The 16,890-nt window shown below is 62.7% G+C and carries 15 protein-coding genes; 7 read left to right on the plus strand and 8 right to left on the minus strand.

Going from position 1 to position 16,890, the window contains the following annotated elements; translation table 11 throughout:
• The first annotated feature begins 49 nt into the window (after positions 1-49).
• The 4 genes from NKH03_RS14580 (at position 50) to NKH03_RS14595 (ending at position 3,079) form a co-directional block, all read left to right on the plus strand.
• On the plus strand, positions 50-358 hold the full coding sequence (locus tag NKH03_RS14580; protein WP_352968890.1) for a putative quinol monooxygenase: 309 nt from the start codon (positions 50-52) through the stop codon (positions 356-358).
• A 38-nt stretch (positions 359-396) separates the two neighbouring features.
• Positions 397-642, plus strand: coding sequence for a type II toxin-antitoxin system Phd/YefM family antitoxin (locus NKH03_RS14585; RefSeq protein ID WP_352865982.1), 246 nt, complete (start codon positions 397-399; stop codon positions 640-642).
• A gap of 71 nt (positions 643-713) precedes the next feature.
• The gene (locus tag NKH03_RS14590) at positions 714-929 is read left to right on the plus strand and encodes a hypothetical protein (protein ID WP_352968892.1); all 216 of its coding nucleotides are present in this window, start codon (positions 714-716) and stop codon (positions 927-929) included.
• Between the two features lie 44 nt (positions 930-973).
• Positions 974-3,079, plus strand: coding sequence for a TonB-dependent siderophore receptor (locus NKH03_RS14595; RefSeq protein ID WP_352968893.1), 2,106 nt, complete (start codon positions 974-976; stop codon positions 3,077-3,079).
• A gap of 8 nt (positions 3,080-3,087) precedes the next feature.
• Here the strand turns inward: NKH03_RS14595 and NKH03_RS14600 are convergent, their stop codons facing one another.
• The 5 genes from NKH03_RS14600 to NKH03_RS14620 form a co-directional block, all read right to left on the minus strand.
• Positions 3,088-4,071 carry an ABC transporter ATP-binding protein gene (locus tag NKH03_RS14600; RefSeq protein ID WP_352880935.1) on the minus strand — a complete coding sequence of 328 codons (984 nt, stop codon included), beginning with the start codon at positions 4,069-4,071 and terminating at the stop codon, positions 3,088-3,090.
• Entirely contained in the window at positions 4,068-5,087 is a 1,020-nt protein-coding gene (locus NKH03_RS14605) for an ABC transporter ATP-binding protein (protein WP_352968963.1), read from the minus strand. The genes NKH03_RS14600 and NKH03_RS14605 overlap by 4 nt, the downstream gene beginning before the upstream one ends.
• A 4-nt stretch (positions 5,088-5,091) precedes the next feature.
• Complete coding sequence (locus NKH03_RS14610) at positions 5,092-6,066, minus strand: ABC transporter permease (protein ID WP_352865972.1); 975 nt, start codon at positions 6,064-6,066, stop codon at positions 5,092-5,094.
• Positions 6,066-7,094, minus strand: a complete 1,029-nt coding sequence (locus NKH03_RS14615; protein ID WP_352968894.1) for an ABC transporter permease — start codon at positions 7,092-7,094, stop codon at positions 6,066-6,068. Before NKH03_RS14615 ends, NKH03_RS14610 begins: the two co-directional genes overlap by 1 nt.
• A gap of 100 nt (positions 7,095-7,194) precedes the next feature.
• A complete protein-coding gene (locus NKH03_RS14620) occupies positions 7,195-8,868 on the minus strand; it encodes an ABC transporter substrate-binding protein (RefSeq protein ID WP_352968895.1) in 1,674 nt (557 codons plus the stop codon).
• 293 nt (positions 8,869-9,161) lie between these two features.
• Between NKH03_RS14620 and NKH03_RS14625 the strand changes: the two genes are divergently transcribed.
• On the plus strand, positions 9,162-9,923 hold the full coding sequence (locus NKH03_RS14625) for a helix-turn-helix transcriptional regulator (RefSeq protein ID WP_352968896.1): 762 nt from the start codon (positions 9,162-9,164) through the stop codon (positions 9,921-9,923).
• A 111-nt stretch (positions 9,924-10,034) separates the two neighbouring features.
• Positions 10,035-10,934, plus strand: coding sequence for a proline iminopeptidase-family hydrolase (locus NKH03_RS14630; protein WP_352968897.1), 900 nt, complete (start codon positions 10,035-10,037; stop codon positions 10,932-10,934).
• Positions 10,935-10,977: 43 nt separating this feature from the next.
• Here the strand turns inward: NKH03_RS14630 and NKH03_RS14635 are convergent, their stop codons facing one another.
• The 3 genes from NKH03_RS14635 to NKH03_RS14645 all read right to left on the minus strand — a co-directional run bounded on the left by NKH03_RS14635 (position 10,978) and on the right by NKH03_RS14645 (position 14,332).
• A complete protein-coding gene (locus NKH03_RS14635; RefSeq protein WP_352968899.1) occupies positions 10,978-12,051 on the minus strand; it encodes an SIP domain-containing protein in 1,074 nt (357 codons plus the stop codon).
• Positions 12,052-12,384: 333 nt separating this feature from the next.
• A complete protein-coding gene (locus NKH03_RS14640) occupies positions 12,385-13,161 on the minus strand; it encodes an esterase family protein (protein WP_352968900.1) in 777 nt (258 codons plus the stop codon).
• A gap of 4 nt (positions 13,162-13,165) precedes the next feature.
• Positions 13,166-14,332, minus strand: coding sequence for an ATP-grasp domain-containing protein (locus NKH03_RS14645; RefSeq protein WP_352968901.1), 1,167 nt, complete (start codon positions 14,330-14,332; stop codon positions 13,166-13,168).
• Between the two features lie 662 nt (positions 14,333-14,994).
• Here NKH03_RS14645 and leuA point away from each other — a divergent pair.
• A complete protein-coding gene (gene leuA, locus NKH03_RS14650) occupies positions 14,995-16,749 on the plus strand; it encodes a 2-isopropylmalate synthase (RefSeq protein WP_502913517.1) in 1,755 nt (584 codons plus the stop codon).
• Positions 16,750-16,890: the final 141 nt, after the last annotated feature.

A 16,890-nucleotide genomic window follows, 5' to 3' on the forward strand; every position in this document is an offset into this window, starting at 1 on the left:
ACTGGCGATCTGCATGTTCTTGTCGAAAACCTCAAAGGGAGACAACGGAATGTACGGACTGATCGGCAAGATGCGGGCGGCGCGCGGCCAGCGTGACGCGGTCATCGAACTTCTGCGCGCCAGCACCGGCGCCCTGCCGGGTTGCCTGAGCTACATCATCGCCCGCGACCCCGCGGATGCCGATGCGATCTGGGTGACCGAAGTGTGGATCGACGCCGAAAGCCATAAGACGTCGCTGCAGCTTCCGGAAGTCCAGGCGACGATCGCCAAGGCGCGGCCGTTCATCGCCGGCTTTGAATTCCAGGTCGAAACCCACCCCGTCGGCGGCTTCGGCCTGGCCGACGGCAAGACTGGCTGACCAGGACAGACGGCGCCATGCCAACGGAGCCAACTGCGATGCAGACCGTGAACATTCACAATGCAAAGGCCAATCTTTCACGTCTCGTTGACCAGGCCGCCAAAGGTGAGCCGTTCATCATCGCCAAGGCGGGCAAACCATTGGTCAAAGTCGTGCCGATCGACCAGCCTGCATCGGCGCAGGCACGACGGATCGGTTTTATGGCCGGCCAGCTTTCCGTCCCCGACGATTTCGATCGCATGGGCGACGGAGAGGTCGAGCAACTGTTCGGCACCAACGCGTGAAACTATCACTCGACACCCACTTGCTGTCGCTCGGGCAATCGTGGAAGACGTCCTTTTGCTGAGGACGGACCATGGTCGCTGCAATCGGCACGATTCCTGATCGTGCTGCTGCTGGTCGGCCCGAGCGTCGCACGCCTGGTGGCGAGAAGCGTCAGGCATTAGTCAAAGCCGCCGCCCCAGAAACTCAAAACCGATCGGTCGAATCCGTTAGCGGTGCCGCTCTGCAACAGCCCATGACAGCCTGGGCCGATGCGAGAAAAATACTTGACTCCTATACTCATATTTGAGAACGCGGGAACGCAATCAAGCATGAGACGGTGGAGACGGGTTGATGCGAACAAGGCCGATGACATGGCGCCAGGGGATCTCATTGTTGGGCGGCGCGGCAATGCTCGGCCAGTCCGGCGCCGCGCATGCCCAGGACGGCGAAACGGCCACCATGCTCGGCAAGATCGAGGTCACCGCGCAGAGCAACGAGATCCTGAAGCAGGATGGCTACGTCGCCAAGAAGGACCGCATCGGCACCAAGACCGACACGCCGCTCGCCAGGATTCCGCAGGCCGTTTCTGTGGTGACGCAGAAGCAGATCGAAGACCAGAAGCCGCGCACGCTGAACGAAACGCTCGGCTACACGGCTAGCGCCAATCCCAACAGCTTCGGCTTCGACACCCGCTACGACGCGTTTTTCCTGCGCGGCTTCCAGGCCTTCTATAATGGCATGTTCCGCGACGGGCTGCGCCAGTACAACGGCCCCTCGGCCTGGTTCAGGACCGAGCCCTACGGCATCGAGGGCGTCACCATCCTGAAAGGCCCGGCATCGTCGCTTTACGGTGTCAGCGGCCCGGGCGGCATCGTCAATGTCGTCACCAAGCGCCCCAAGGATGAGCCGTTCCGCGAGATCGAACTGCTTGCCGGCGAGCACAACCGGTTTCAGGCAGCCCTTGACGCTTCCGGACCCGTGAACGAGGATGGCAGCATCCTCTATCGCTTCACCAGCCTCGGCCGCAAAAGCGATACCGAATTGTCCGGCTATCCCGACGACAAGGTTTACCTGGCGCCGGCCATCACCTTCAAGCCGGACGAGGATACGAAGCTCACCATCCTCGGCGAATATTCGAAATCGGTCACCGGCGGCACGGCCGCCTTCTACAATTCTAGCTATGGCGTGCTGTCCAACCTCTATGAGGGCGATCCGGCCTGGAACGATTTTGCCCAGAGCCAGGGCCGCATCGGCTACGAGTTCGAGCATCGTTTCAACGACCTGCTGACGGTGCGCCAGAACCTGCGCTACAACGCCGTCGACAGCGACATCGAATACAGCGGCCACTATCCGGACGGCGCCGACTTGAGGCGCTACTGGGGCCATTACACCGAGACCATGAAGAACTTCGTCGTCGACAACATGGCGCAGTTCGAGTTCGACACGGGACCGGTCAAGCACATCGCCGTCGGCGGCATCGACTATGCCTGGTCGGACTATGATGCCGCCAGCGGCCTGTCCTATATCTCTGTCGATGACATCAAGGCGATGCCGGTTCCCCACTCCGGCGGACAGCAGATGAACCAGCTCGGCGTCTACCTGCACGACCAAATGGAGTGGAACGACTTCATCCTGTTCACCAGCGGCCGCTACGACTGGGTCGACACCACCTCCACAGCGGCCGACGACAGCACGTCGAAGCAGAAGGACAGCGCCTTTTCAGGCCGTCTCGGCCTGTCCTACCAGACCGAATGGGGCATCACGCCCTATGTCAACTATTCGACCTCGTTCTCACCCAACATCGGCTTCGTCTATGACGACGTTGCCAGCCCTGTCGGCCGCGTCGCCCGCCCGACCATCGCGACGCAGAAGGAGATCGGCGTCAAATACGAGATCCCGAACTACAATGCGACCGTCAGCGCCGCGCTGTTCGACATCGACCAGAAGGACGGTGTCGTCTTCGACGCCTCGACCGGCATCAACAAGCAGCGCCAGCTCGACCTGAATTCGCGCGGTATCGAACTGGAAGCCAGTGCCTCGCTCGACAATGGCTTCAGCTTCATCGCTTCCTATACGTATCTTCGCGTCAGGATCGAGCAGGGCGCCGAAGGAACCGATGGCAAGGAGCTATCGGCGACGCCGAACCACATCTTGTCGCTGTGGGGCCATTATCAGTTCGAGAACGGCACGCTGGAAGGGCTGGGGCTCGGCACGGGCGTGCGCTTCGCCGGTTCGAGCTATGGCGACGACACCAACACGTTCAAGAACAGCGCCCGCGCCTTCGTCGACGCCTCGCTCTCCTATGATTTCGGCCACCGCAATCCGAAGCTCGAAGGCGTCAAGCTGCAGGTCAACGCCAAGAACCTGTTCGACAGCCAGAAGACCATCTGCTCCGCCGGCTATTGCTACCGCGACGAAGGCCGCTCGCTGTTCGCCAGCCTGCGCTACCGCTTCTGACGGAGAGCCTAGCCCGCCCTCGGATGATGGCAGGCGACGAAGTGGTTCTTGTCGACGAGCGAAAGTACCGGACGCTCGTGGCGGCAGACCGAAGTCGCCGCCACGCAACGCGTATGGAAACGGCAGCCTGACGGCGGGTCGAGCGGGCTCGGCAGATCACCCTTGAGCATGATCCGCTGGCCTGGCCGGTTGTCGACGTCGGGTACCGGCACCGCCGAGCGAAGCGCTATGGTGTAGTGATGCCGCGGCGCTGAAAAGACAGCGTCGACAGGCCCTGTTTCGACGATCGAACCCATATACATGACCGCCACCCGCGACGAGAACTGCCTGACCACCGAGAGGTCGTGGGCGATGAACACATAGGTCAGGTTGAATTCGTCACGCAGATCGCAAAGCAGGTTGATGATCTGCGCCTGGATGGACACGTCCAGCGCCGACACCGGCTCATCGGCAACGATCAGTCGCGGCCGCAGCGCCAAGGCGCGTGCGATGCCGATCCGCTGGCGCTGTCCGCCCGAGAATTCATGCGGGAAACGCTGGGCATGCTCGGGAAGCAGTTCGACGCGGACCAGCAATTCCTCGACGCGATCCGCCATTTCCGATCGCGAAAGTCTTTCATGCACGCGGAAAGGGTCCGCCAGCAGGTCGCCGACGCGGCGGCGCGGGTTGAGCGAAGCGGCGGGATCCTGAAACACCATCTGCATCTGGCGCCGTATCGGCCGAAGCTGCCGCTGCGAGGCTCTGGTGATATCGAGGCCTTCGAATTCCAGTGACCCGGAGGTGATTTCCGTGAGACGGACGAGGCAGCGCCCCAGTGTCGATTTTCCGCAGCCCGACTCGCCGACGATACCAAGCGTCTCGCCCGGGAAGATGTCGAGCGAGATCTGCTCCACGGCATGGACGATCCGCCGTTGAAAGGGCGGGCGCCCGACCGGATAGTGTTTCGACAGATCGCTGGTCCGCACCAGCGGTTTCGGCCTGGTTTCGCTCATGCCGGCACGGCCCTGCCAGCCAGCGTCCGGCGCAAATCCTGGCGGCCGTCCTGCGGAAGAAAGCAAGCCGACCGATGCCCGCCCGCTCCATCAAGCGCAGGCTGGGCGGCACAGGCTTCATGGCGGAATGTGCACCGCGGCCCGAAAGCGCAGCCCTGCGGCATCTGGCTCAGTTTCGGCGGGCTGCCGGGAATGGCCGTCAGCCGTGCGGGCCGCGGACCGTGCATCGGCGGGATCGACCCGAAAAGTCCCCACGCGTAGGGGTGAAGCGGCTCGCGGAAAAGCTGCCCCTTGCCGCCCTCCTCGACAACGCGCCCGGCATACATCACCAGCACGCGGTCGGCGACTTCGGCGACCACGCCGAGGTCATGGGTGACCAGGATGACGGCGGATCCGAACTCATTGCGCAATCGGCCGATCAGCTCCAGGATCTGCGCCTGCACCGTCACGTCGAGCGCCGTCGTCGGCTCATCGGCGATCAGCAATGCCGGATTGCACGACAGCGCCATGGCGATCACGGCGCGCTGGCGCATGCCGCCTGACAGCTGGTGCGGGTAGCGGTCGACGGCGCTGTCGGGGCTCGGCAATCCAACCGCATCGAGCAAGTCCACCGCCCGCTTGCGCGCGGCGGCGCGCGACACCCGTTCATGCGCGCGGATCTGCTCGATGATCTGGTCGCCGATCGTATGTACCGGCGTCAGCGCCGTCATCGGATCCTGGAAGATCATCCCGATCTGCCGGCCGCGAATAGCGTCGAGGGCCCGGCGCTTGAGCCCCAGCAACTCCTGGCCGAGAAAACGCACCGACCCGGTGACGACGGCGTTGGGACTGCTGATCAAGCCCAGAATGGCGAGCAAGGTCTGGCTCTTGCCCGAACCGCTTTCACCGACGACGCCGAGGATCTCGCGCTGCGCGAGCGAGAACGAGACGCCGCTGACGGCAGGCACCACACCGCCCTCGGTGCGGAACGAGACGCACAGATTCTCGACGACCAGCAGCGGCCTGTCAGTGGGCATCTTGTCAGTGGGCATCTCTAACCCTCGGATCGATGAAGACAAAGACAATGTCGACGATGAAATTGGCCATCACCACGAAGAACGAGGCGTAGATGACCGTCGCCAGGATCATCGGCAGATCGAGCGACTGCAAGGCCCCGTAGGTGAGCTTGCCGACCCCTTGCAGGCCGAACACCACCTCCGTCAGCAAGGCGCCGCCGCCGACCAGGGCGCCAAAATCCAGCCCGAACATGGTGACGAAGGCGACGAGCGAGGTTCTTAAGCCGTGATGCAGCAGCACCCGCCGCTCGCCGATGCCCTTGGCGCGCGCGGTGCGAATGAAATCCTCCTGCATGGTCTCGATGATCGAGGCCCGCAGCACGCGGCCGTAAAGTCCGATATAAAGCGTGGCGAGCGTGAACCAGGGAATGACAAGCGCCTTGAACCAGCCCCAGGGATCCTCGGTGAAGGGGATATAGCCGAGCGGCGGCACCCACGAGAACAGCCAGCTGTCATGCCAGCGGCTCTGCGTGACCAGATTGGCGACCTCGCCCAGCCAGAAGACCGGTATCGACACGCCGATCAGGCTGAGGATCATCAGCGTCCGGTCGAGCCACGTGCCGCGCGTCGCGCCGGCGACAACGCCGACGATCAGCCCGCCGAGAACCCAGAAGACGGCGGCGCCAAGCACCAGCGACAGAGTGATCGGGATCGCCTCGAGCACCGTTGGAACGACCTTCTGGCCGCGATTGACGAAGGAGGTGAGATCGCGGCTGATGAACAGCCGCTTCATCATCAGCGCGTATTGCACAGGCAGCGGCCTGTCGAGGCCGAAATCGTGCCGCACCTGGACCAGCGTCTCCTGCGATGCGTTGCGCCCGGCGATGCGCGCCGACGGATCGGCGCCCGGGGTGGCGAAAAAGATCAGGAAGGCGACGACGCTGATGCCGAACATCACCAGCACCATCTGGCCGAGCCTGGAAATGAGCGCCGTCAGCATCAGACGACCCTGATCGACGACTTCGGGTCGAGCGCATCGCGCACGCCGTCGCCCAATATGTTCAGCGCCAGCACCGTGATGACGATCGCCAGTCCCGGCGCCAGGGCGACGATCGGGCGTGAATAGAGAAGCCCCTGCCCGTCCTGGATGATGGTGCCCCAGCTCGCATCGGGCGGCTGCACGCCGATGGACAGGAAGGAAAGCGAGGATTCCGTCATCATGTTCAGCGCCAGGATGAGCGGCACGAAGACGATGACCCGGGTAATCACATTGGGGAGGATATCATAGAGCAGGATGCGCCAGGGCGACGCGCCAATGCCGATCGCCGCCGTGACGAACTCGGCCTGCATCAACGACAGGACATGACCGCGGATGGGCCTGGCGACGTAAGGCACATAGACGATGCCGATGATGAAGGTCGGCAGCCAGAGACTGCCGGAGCGGATTTCGATCGGGCCGATGGTGATGCTTTGCGTGATCAGGACGATCGACAGCGAAATCGCCAGCAGGAAGATGGGGAACGCCCATAGCACGTCGAGAATGCGCGACAGCAAGGTGTCGACCAGACCGCCGAAAAAGCCGGAGACGACGCCGAGCAATGTCGCCAGGCCAAGGCATATCAGCGCCGCGGCGCCGGCAATCAGCAGCGAATTGCGACCGCCGTAAAGCAGGCGCGCTGCGACGTCACGACCCTGATTGTCGACGCCCAGCATATAGGGTCCGAAATCCCAGGTCGGGCCAAGCGGCGTGAATCCGAGGCCAAGGCCTTCGGTCGAAGGCTCCAGCACCTGCCTGGTCTGGCCGCCTATGACGATCTCGCCATTGAGGTTGGTGGCAAAAGGATCGCTCTGTGCCACATGGCGGGCATAAAGCGGGGCTGCCAGCGAAGCGGCGGTGATCAGCACCAGCACGCCGAACGCCATGATGGCAGCCCGGTCGGCCCTGAGCTTGCGCCACGCTGTCCGCCATGGCCCCTCGGCGCCCCGGCGGCCCCGAACCAGCGCTTGCCCGCCACTCGAATTGTCCATGATGGGTATGAATTTCAGATCGGCGGGAAAAGCAACCGCGGCGGAGGATTGCGCATCGTTCCGCCGCGGATCTGACTTGGCCTGATCACTCAACCCCCGGTCACTCGACCCATGACTGGCTCATGATCCAGTAGAATTGCGGGCTGAAGACGAAATTCTTCAGCCGCGGCGAGATCAGGTCGACGCGCTTCGGCGTGAACAGCACGGCCACCGGCGCTGCGTCGGTGACCGCCTTGTCGACGGCGGTCCACAGTTGCGCGCCCTTGGCAGGATCGGCGATCGTGGCGGTCTGAGCCTCGCCCATCTTCTGGTCGATCGACTTGTCGCAGAAGCCGGAAATGTTGACCGAGGCGTCCGAGCCGGGTGTGAACGAGGCGCAGCTGAACAGCACCTGCAGGAAATCCGATGGCGCGGGATAGTCCTGGAACCACTGCGAGACGGAAATCTGCACCTTGTTGTTGGTGTTCTGGATATAGGTGAACTGGATGTTCTGCGAGATCGGCTTGATCGAGGTCTTGTAGCCCAGCCCGTTCAGCACATCCTGCAGATACACGCCGATCGACTTCGACACTTCGGTGTCCTCGGTGATGATCGTCACCTCCTGTCCAGCCGTGCCGGAGGCGGCGACCAGCGCTTTGGCTTTCTCCAGGTCAGGCGCCGACCACTTTTCGCCGGGCTTGGCCGTGAACGGGCAATAAGGAGCGTAGGACGGGAAATCCGGCGGCAGTATCTGGCAGGAAGGCTGCGCCAGATTGCTGCCGCCGAACAGCTTGACGATGGCCGACCGGTCGATGGCGTAGTTGACCGCCTGCCGCACGCGGATGTCGTTGAACGGCGCGAGATTGGTATTCATCGGCGCATACCACATCGCTGTCAGCGGATGCACGGACACCTGCTTGGCGTATTTCGTGCCCAATTCCGCCAGCCGGTCTGCCGGCGGCGGATCGAACATCCAGTCGGCCTGGCCATTCTCCACGGCGGTGACCGCCGCCTCGTCGGTGAGACCGAAGCCATAGTCTATCTCGTCGGGATAGCCGGCCGGCTGCGCCTCCTTGCTCCATTCCTTGAAATGCGGGTTGCGCACCATCTTGAGCAGGCTGTTGGGATCGTAGGTGGCGATCATGTAGGGCCCGGTGCCGGGAATGGGCGCGGTCCCCGAATCCTTGAGAGGCGCCTCGGCGGGCAGGATCGCGGCGTGCGGGATCGAGATCTTCTGCAGGAAGTCCGGATCGGGCGCCACCAGATTGAAGGTGACGGTGCTTGCCGCCTCATCGGCGACGACGCCGCCGTCGAGCGTGCAGATCGCCGGCGTTTTGAGACATGTGTCGGCGCCGACGATGCCATTGTAGAGCGTACCCGTCGTGGGACCGCTGATCTTGAACATGCGCTGGAACGACGCCACGACATCGGCCGTCGTCAGGTCCGATCCGTCGGCGAACTTGATGCCCTTGCGCAGCTTGAAGACGTATTTCTTGCCGCCGTCTTCCGGCTTGGGCAAGCTCTCGGCCAGGTCCGCCACCACCTCGAAACCGGTCTTGTCGCCGGTCTTGCGGAAGGTCACCAGCCCATCATAGAGGACGTAGTTGATCTGGAAATATTGCAGTGTGTAGTTGATTTGCGGATCGATCGTGCCGGCAGCGGCGTTGGCGAGAAGCTTCAGCGTCCCGCCAGCCTTGCCTTCTTGCGCGGCCGCACCTGTCACGGGCGCCATCAGCATCAGGCCAGCCAGGCCGACACCGGCCATCATTGCGCTAAAAACATTCCGGGACCGCATCGTCTTGCTCCTCTGGGGAAGTGGGTGATTGCAAGCCACGATGTGCGCCAGGTGGCACACGCCGGACCGCGATCCATTGTACACAGCGTATGGCGCACGAAACCCGCCGGGATAGCTGTGAATTAAGATAGTTTTGTCCCTCCGGACGCGTCGCGGACAACAAGCCGTGATCGCGCTGTGCTCATTTGTTGAGCATTTTACGAACATGCCTGTTTGACAAACATTGGCTGGCGAGTAAGCTTTTGCTCATGCAAGGCGTGTCCGGCGATTTCGAGAGCGAATTTCACACAGGCATGGGAATCGACGCCGCGATGGCGGCGGCGATGCGCGTGCTTGCGCCCGCAGGTTTTACCTCGCTGATTTACGACTATACGCCGGTCCCGGTCAGTCATGAAGGCGAGTTGATCACGCCTTCGCTGATGGCCCTCGCCAACGTGCCGTCCGACATGCAGGACCTGTGGTGCAAGGGTGGTTACTATCAGCTCGATCCGGTGCAGGAGGCGGCACTCGCGGTGTCACGACCATTTCTGTGGTCGCATAAGGGGTCGCAGAGCCCGGTCATGAGACGCATCCTGCAGCGCAAGCATGACCCGGTGATAGGCTACCTGCTGGACACCAAGATGACATGCGGCGTGACGGTGCCGATCCGCTTCGACGGCGGCGATCTCGCCACCTTCACCGCCATCCGCCTCGATCCGGAGCCGAATTTCGAAGCCGAGGCACAAGGGATGCTGCCCGGCATTGGCGACCTCGGTCACCTGTTCCACGATTGCGTCTATGCCGGTTTCGATCAGCGCACCCGGACAAGCCAGTATTTCCACCTGACGTCACGGGAACGCCAGTGTCTGAGCCTCGCCGCTTGCGGATTGACCGCCAAGCAGATCGCCCATGAAATCTGCCGCAGCGTGCCGACCGCGACGCTGCATCTCAACGCCGCCAGCCGCAAACTCGGCGCCCGCAACCGCTTCCACGCCATCGCTTTGGCGGCCCACTACCGGTTGCTCGGGCCTATCAGCCAGGGCCAGGACCTGTCCCGCCGGCACCATCAAAACTAACGTTATTGCTAGCTGGTCGCTTGCCGGTCCGCCTCTGTACCCTTTGCCGCGAACACCGTCGGAGACCGTTGATGAGCGGCCGACGCCGAGCCAGCCAGGCGGAGGGACACGATGGACGACCTTGCAATATCGGAAGGGTTCAGCGCCTACGGGCCATACAGGACCTGGTACCGCGTGACGGGAGACCTGGGGTCGGGCAGGCTGCCGCTGGTCGTTGCCCATGGTGGACCCGGCTGCACCCACGACTATGTCGACAGCTTCAAGGACATTGCCGGCTTCGGCCGCGCGGTGGTCCACTACGACCAGATCGGCAACGGACGATCCACCCATCTGCCGCACAAGGGCGGCGACTTCTGGACGGTCGAATTCTTCCTTGGCGAACTGGATGCGCTGCTCGCCCATCTCGGCATCCAGCAGCGTTACGCCCTGCTCGGGCAATCCTGGGGCGGCATGCTCGGCGCCGAGCATGCGGTGCGCCGGCCAGCGGGCCTCAAGGCACTGGTGCTCGCCAACTCGCTCGCCTCGATGAGGCTGTGGGTCGAAGGCGCGGGGCAACTGCGCGCGCAGCTGCCGGCAGCAGTGAGACAGGCGCTCGATCGCCACGAAGCGGACGGGACGACGGACCATCCCGATTACCTCGCGGCGACGCGGGCGTTCTACGACCGGCACGTCTGCCGCGTCGTGCCTTGGCCGGTCGAGGTGGCGCGCACCTTTGCCGCCATCGACGCCGATCCCACCGTCTATCACACGATGAACGGCCCCAATGAATTCCACGTTGTTGGCACCATGCGCGACTGGTCGATCATCGACCGCCTGCCGCTGATCGAAGCGCCGACACTGGCCTTTCGCGGCCTTTTCGATGAAGCCACGGCCGCCTGTGTCCAGCCCTTCCTCGACCATATTCCCACGGTCGAAGGCCATGTCTTCCCACTCTCGAGCCACATGCCGCATGTCGAGGAAAGGCAGGATTGCATCGCGGTCACCGAGGCGTTTCTGGCCCGCCATGACTGACCGCCGCTTCGCGCGGTAGCGAACGTCGACAGGAGATCGACGGTTACTCGCCGTCGCCCTCGCTGTGCGCGTCCCGGCGCCAGTAGGCCGTGACCAGGTGTTGGTCGCGCGACAGGTTCCATTGCTTACGCACGATCTTGCGGATCTCCCGGAAATCGCCGAATTCGCATCCGGCCCAGACATAAAGGCCGTCGGCAAGCGCGATGTGACTGCGCTCCCGCAAGGCGGCCGGCAACAGGCCGGCGGTGCCGGTTTCACGGCCATGCCGGTAAAGCCAGGTGATGTCGATATTTTCCCCTTGCGCCAGCGCGATCCGGTCATCCGGGCCATCGACCTCGATGAGTACCTCGGCGCGGGTTGACGGCGGCAGATGCTCGAGGATCCTGGCCATGGCGGGCAATGCGGTGTCGTCGCCGAGCAGAAGCAGGGTCTGCGCCACCGGGGTGTCGCCGCCGCCGGGTCCGATCATGCCGATGACGTCTCCCGCCCGTGCGTTTTGCGCGAAGGTGGCGGCGGGCGTGTCCTGGCCAGGGTGCAGGACGAAATCGACATCGAGCCAGCCGTTTGCGGCATCCACCGCCCGGATCGTGTAGACCCGCACGGTAAGGACATCGTCGCCCGAGGGCCAGACAAGCAGCCCGTCGGCACCCATCGACGGCCAGACCGGCCGTCGCCCATGCGGCGGCAGCAGCAACCGCATGTGCAGGCCGCCATGAGTAAACCGGCCGAGATCCTTGCCGGCGAAGCGCAGGCGCTGCATATGCGCCGAGATCCGCGTCGACGCCATCACCATGATCTCGCGGAAGAAGACCGGCGTGCCGGCGTCAACGCCGTCGCCTTGCCAGCGCAGCCCGCTGGCCGTGCCAAGATGTTCGGCGACATGGCCGGCGACCGTCATCTTCATGTAGGACAGGCAGGTTTCGTCTGTCGCCGCGACACGGATCAGCATGCCGTCATCCTCGAGCATGGCGATCAGCGACCCATAATGCAGGCGAAGCTCCCATTGGTCGGCGACGCCGGTGTCGATCTCGAATTCGCCGTGTTCGGCACGCAGCCTGTCCATCGCCGACCTGATCGCCTCGTCGCGGATACGGGTTTGCGCGCTCAGTTGGTCCATCACTCAAGTCCTTCGAAACGGTTCGGGACAAGACGCCACGCGGCGCCATCGCCGCCACCGCCATGCCACAGCCGCTCCGGTGTTTCCACAGAAACATGATTAGAATAGTCATATTTTTCTGGACGACGCTCTACGAGCCGCTTGTCGCCGCCGCAAGCCGTTCAGGAAGGAAATCGACGAACACGCGCACCTTCAGCGACAAATGGCGATGGAGGGCCACAGCATCCTGAACTGGACACGGCCAAGTCGGATGTGCTCATTCCTCTGCGCAACAAGGTGTGTCGAGATTCAGGCCGGACCGTCGTTCGCAGGCCGGCTGAATATCAACGCACCTCAATCCAGCCTGTGCATCAGGTCTTCATCCAGCCAGCGGCCGAAGAAATAGACCAGTTGCTTGTGCCACCACGGCCAGTCATGGCTGACATCGCCGCCCCAATAATCGACCCAGGCGGGAATGGATTTGTCGCGCAGGATCTGTTCCAGCTTGCGTGTTTCGACCAGCATCCGCTCTTCCCAGGCGCCCTGCCCGCAGCAGAAGATCAGCCGCAACGCCTTCAGGCGGGCAAGCAGCTTGGGGTCGACGATGCCGGGCAGATAGTCGAGCGGCGAATTGTAGAAGATGTCGCCTTCCAACGCCTTGCCGAAGAAGTCGCGGGCCGAATAGACGCCCGAGAGCGCAATGACGCCGCTGGCCAGTTCGGGAAAGCGGAAGACGAAGTTCGACGAGTGGTAGGCACCCATCGAACAGCCCGAAAACAGCGGCTTCAGCTTGCGTCCGCCATTGGCTTGCTCGGCTGCCGACAGGAATTCCGGCAGCGCCTCCTCGCGCACATAGCGGAAATAGGCCTCGTGGCGGGCGATGCGGTGCGCGGCGTCTGCATGCTTGTCGAAGAAGGATTCCGAATCGACGCCATCGACCGTGAACAGCTGGATGCGGCCGGTGTCGATGAACTCGGCCAGTGCAGCCACCCCGCCGGAATCCTCGAACTGGTAGAACCGTCCCTGCGAGGTCGGGAACACCACCACCGGCCGGCCGGCGTGGCCGTAGCGCTTGTATTCCATGTCGCGGCCGAGCTTGCCCGAGGAACTCTTGTGATAGGAGATGTCCATCGCCTCACACCTTTTCCGCGTGGATATAGGCGACCGCCTCGCGCAGCGCTGCTTCGTCCTTCGAGCGCATCTGGTAGGCGTAATTTCCCATGGCGCGGCTGAAAACCTCTTCAATGGCCTGATGATGGACGATCTTGTCGCCATGGGCGGCTAACACGTCCTCATGGCTGTGCAAATAGTGGAGGCGTTGCTTGCGGCTGGCGTAGGCTGTGAAATACTTGCCCTCATAGGGACCGCCGGCGGCATCCCTGACCACCATATCGGCCCATGCCGCATAGACGTCGATGTCGAAGGTGTAGTTGATGGCATCGGTCATCCAGGCGCCGGGCGGGCGCATGTTGACCTCCAGCGCGATGACCCGGTCGTCCGTGGTCTCGAACAACTCGATGTGGAAGAAGCGCTCGCGCACGTCGAACGCTTTTAGGATCTTGCGGCCGGCCTCCTCGACCGCCGGGCTGATCCTGGGAAAGCAAAGGTAGCTCATGTGGCGATCCTTGTTGACCACCTCCATGACGCTCTGGTCGTAACGATGGCTCGCCGCCAGCACCACCTCACCGTCGCGATTGATCAGCCCGTCGAAGGTCACCACCAGCCCCTCGATGAACTGCTCCATGACGAACGTCACGTCCTCGGGCTTGTCCCTGAAGAACCGGTCGAGCTCCTTGGCGTTGGAGATCTTGAAGGTGTTCGAGGCGCCCGAGCCGCTGTCTGGCTTGACCACCACCGGATAGCCGACGCGGCGGATGAAGGTCATGGCCCCAGCGCGGTCGGAGCATTTGCGCTGCGCGATGGTGTCGACACCGCTCTTGCGGAAGAAGGCGCGCATGCGGCTCTTGCGCTTCAAATTCTTCACGAAATCGAGCTTGGTGCCATAGATGTTGAAGTCGGTGCGGATGTTGGCTTCGAGTTCCAGCCAGTGTTCGTTGAGCGATTCGAAACGATCGATCCGGCCCCATTTGTGGATGAGATACCCCATCGCCCGGAACACCGGATCGTAGTCCTCCATGTCGGCGACACGGTAATATTCCGAAAGCGCCGCCTTCAGCTTGGCGTCGAGCGCGTCATAGGGTGCGTCGCCGATGCCGAGCACCCTGGCTCCGGCCTTCTTCAAACGGTCGCAGAAATCCACGCCATTGGCGGGAAAATGCGGCGAGAAGAACACGAAATTCATGGACGACTCCCTCCCGGCGACAGGACATCGCAACCCCGTCGACGCCCAAGTCTGGCGCATTTGCCGCGCCTGGGGAAGAGCACGTGCGGTAGGGATAATATCCAGCAGATCCGGCCAGCAATGCCAGGGCAACGAACTCGGGTTAACGGGTTCCTTCGCCGGCGCGTTGGCTGACGGAGCATCAAACGAAAAACCCGCCTGTGCGGCGGGTCACTGGCGCAAATCAGCACCATGGACGAATATGTACCATAGCTGAGGTCATGGAATCAAGAAAAAATTCCTATCGTGAAAAGCTGCCGGCACCGCCGAACTGGCTGTCGTAAGGTCTTTTATCAACCTGAGTTCGGAGCCCTACCCGCCATGGGCCCCACTTGCCTCCCACAAGCCGCTCCTATATGAGATCAGCCATGAGCACGCGCGCCACCAACGCTTCCCGTCCGACCGGTTTTTCCGGCGAGACCGTGCGCGCGCTGACTTCGACCCTGCTTCTTCTCGGCCTTATCGGCGATCGCCGGGTTCGCTGAAGGAGCGCCCGGCGGTCGAACCGCCGCGCAAGCGCATGCTCCTTGGCAATCACATCAAGCGAACGAAATTCTGGTAAAGGCGCCGCTCGCCATCAATCCACCCGAGGGTGGATCCATGAGCCGCCGGGAGAAAAGACGATGAACGCACGAGAAGAGATCCGCTCCGATGCCGAGATAGCTGGCAAGGGTGTGGAAAGAAGCATCCAGAACAGGGGCATGCCTGACGCGGCCCGCAAATATCAGCCCTATCCGACCGTCGGCCTCACTGACCGCACCTGGCCCTCGAAGGTCATCGACAAGGCGCCGATCTGGTGCTCGGTCGACCTGCGCGACGGCAACCAGGCGCTGATCGACCCGATGGGCCACGAGCGCAAGGCGCGCATGTTCGGCCTGCTGCTCGACATGGGCTTCAAGGAGATCGAGATCGGTTTCCCCTCGGCCTCGCAGACCGATTTCGACTTCGCCCGCTGGTGCATCGAGCAGAGCAACGTGCCCGCCGACGTCTCGCTGCAGGTGCTGGTGCAGTGCCGGCCCGAACTGATCACCCGCACCTTCGAGGCGCTCAAAGGCGCCACCAACCCGATCGTGCATTTCTACAATTCCACCAGCGAATTGCAGCGCCGCGTCGTCTTCGAAAAGGACGTCGGCGGCATCAAGCGCATCGCCACCGATGCGGCCAAGATGATCACCGACATGGCGGCCAAGGCCGGCGGCGGCTTTCGCTTCGAATATTCGCCGGAGAGTTTTACCGGCACCGAGCTCGAAGTGGCGCTGGAGATCTGCAACGCCGTCACCGAGATCGTCAGGCCGACGCCGGACAACAAGCTGATCGTCAACCTGCCGTCGACGGTCGAGATGTCGACACCCAACATCTATGCCGACCGCATCGAATGGATGTGCCGCAACCTCGACAACAGGGAGAACCTGCTGGTCTCGCTGCATCCGCACAATGACCGCGGCACCGGCATCGCCACCACCGAACTCGGCCTGATGGCCGGCGCCGACCGCGTCGAGGGCACGCTGTTCGGCAATGGCGAGCGCACCGGCAATGTCGACATCGTCACGCTGGCGCTCAACATGTACACGCAAGGTGTCGATCCCGGGATCGACTGCTCCGACATCAACCGCATGAAGGACGTCTACGAGTATTCGAACCAGTTGAAGATCCCCGAGCGCCACCCCTATGTCGGCGAACTCGTCTACACCGCCTTTTCCGGCTCGCATCAGGATGCCATCAACAAGGGCATGAAGGCGCTGAAGAAGGCCAACACGAGCCTGTGGGAAGTGCCGTATCTGCCGATCGATCCGGCTGATGTCGGGCGCAGCTACGAAGCCATCATCCGCATCAACTCGCAGTCCGGCAAGGGCGGCATCGCCTATGTGCTGCAGGCCGATTACGGCCTCAACCTGCCGCGCAATCTGCAGATCGAATTCAGCCAGGAAATCCAGGCGATCACCGATGCCGAGGGCAAGGAAGTGCCGGTAAGGCGCATCTACGAGCGCTTTCTCGATACCTATGTCGATCAGCCTGCCGCGCGGCTGAAATTCCTCGATCACCACACCTATCCCAGCACCGAAATCAAGGGCCGGCGCGTTGTCGAGGCTGTCATCCTCGACAATGGCAAGGAAGTGACGATATCGGGCACGGGCACCGGTCCGATCGACGGCTTCGTCGATGCGCTGTCGCGCCATCTCGGCGTCGAGATGTCGGTGCTCGACTATTCCGAGCACTCGTTGCAGCGCGGCTCGAACGCGTCGGCCATTTCCTATGTCGAGATGGAATATCCTGACGGCAAGCTGTTCGGCGCCGGCATCAACACCAACATCGTCGCCGCCTCGCTGGAAGCGGTGATGTCCGCCGCCAACCGGATCGTTGGCAAAAAAGCCGGCTGACGCACGACCAGAGCGAAGATCGGGACCGCCGCAACCTGGTGATCGGTTCCGATCTTTCGGGACATTAACCACCGAAGAATTATCCGGTGGGGTACGTGATCGCATAATGGGTGTATACTTGTGTGGCGGTGCGGGACCTAT

This window comes from Mesorhizobium sp. M1406 (genome assembly GCF_040317555.1).
In the GTDB taxonomy this organism is placed as follows: domain Bacteria; phylum Pseudomonadota; class Alphaproteobacteria; order Rhizobiales; family Rhizobiaceae; genus Mesorhizobium.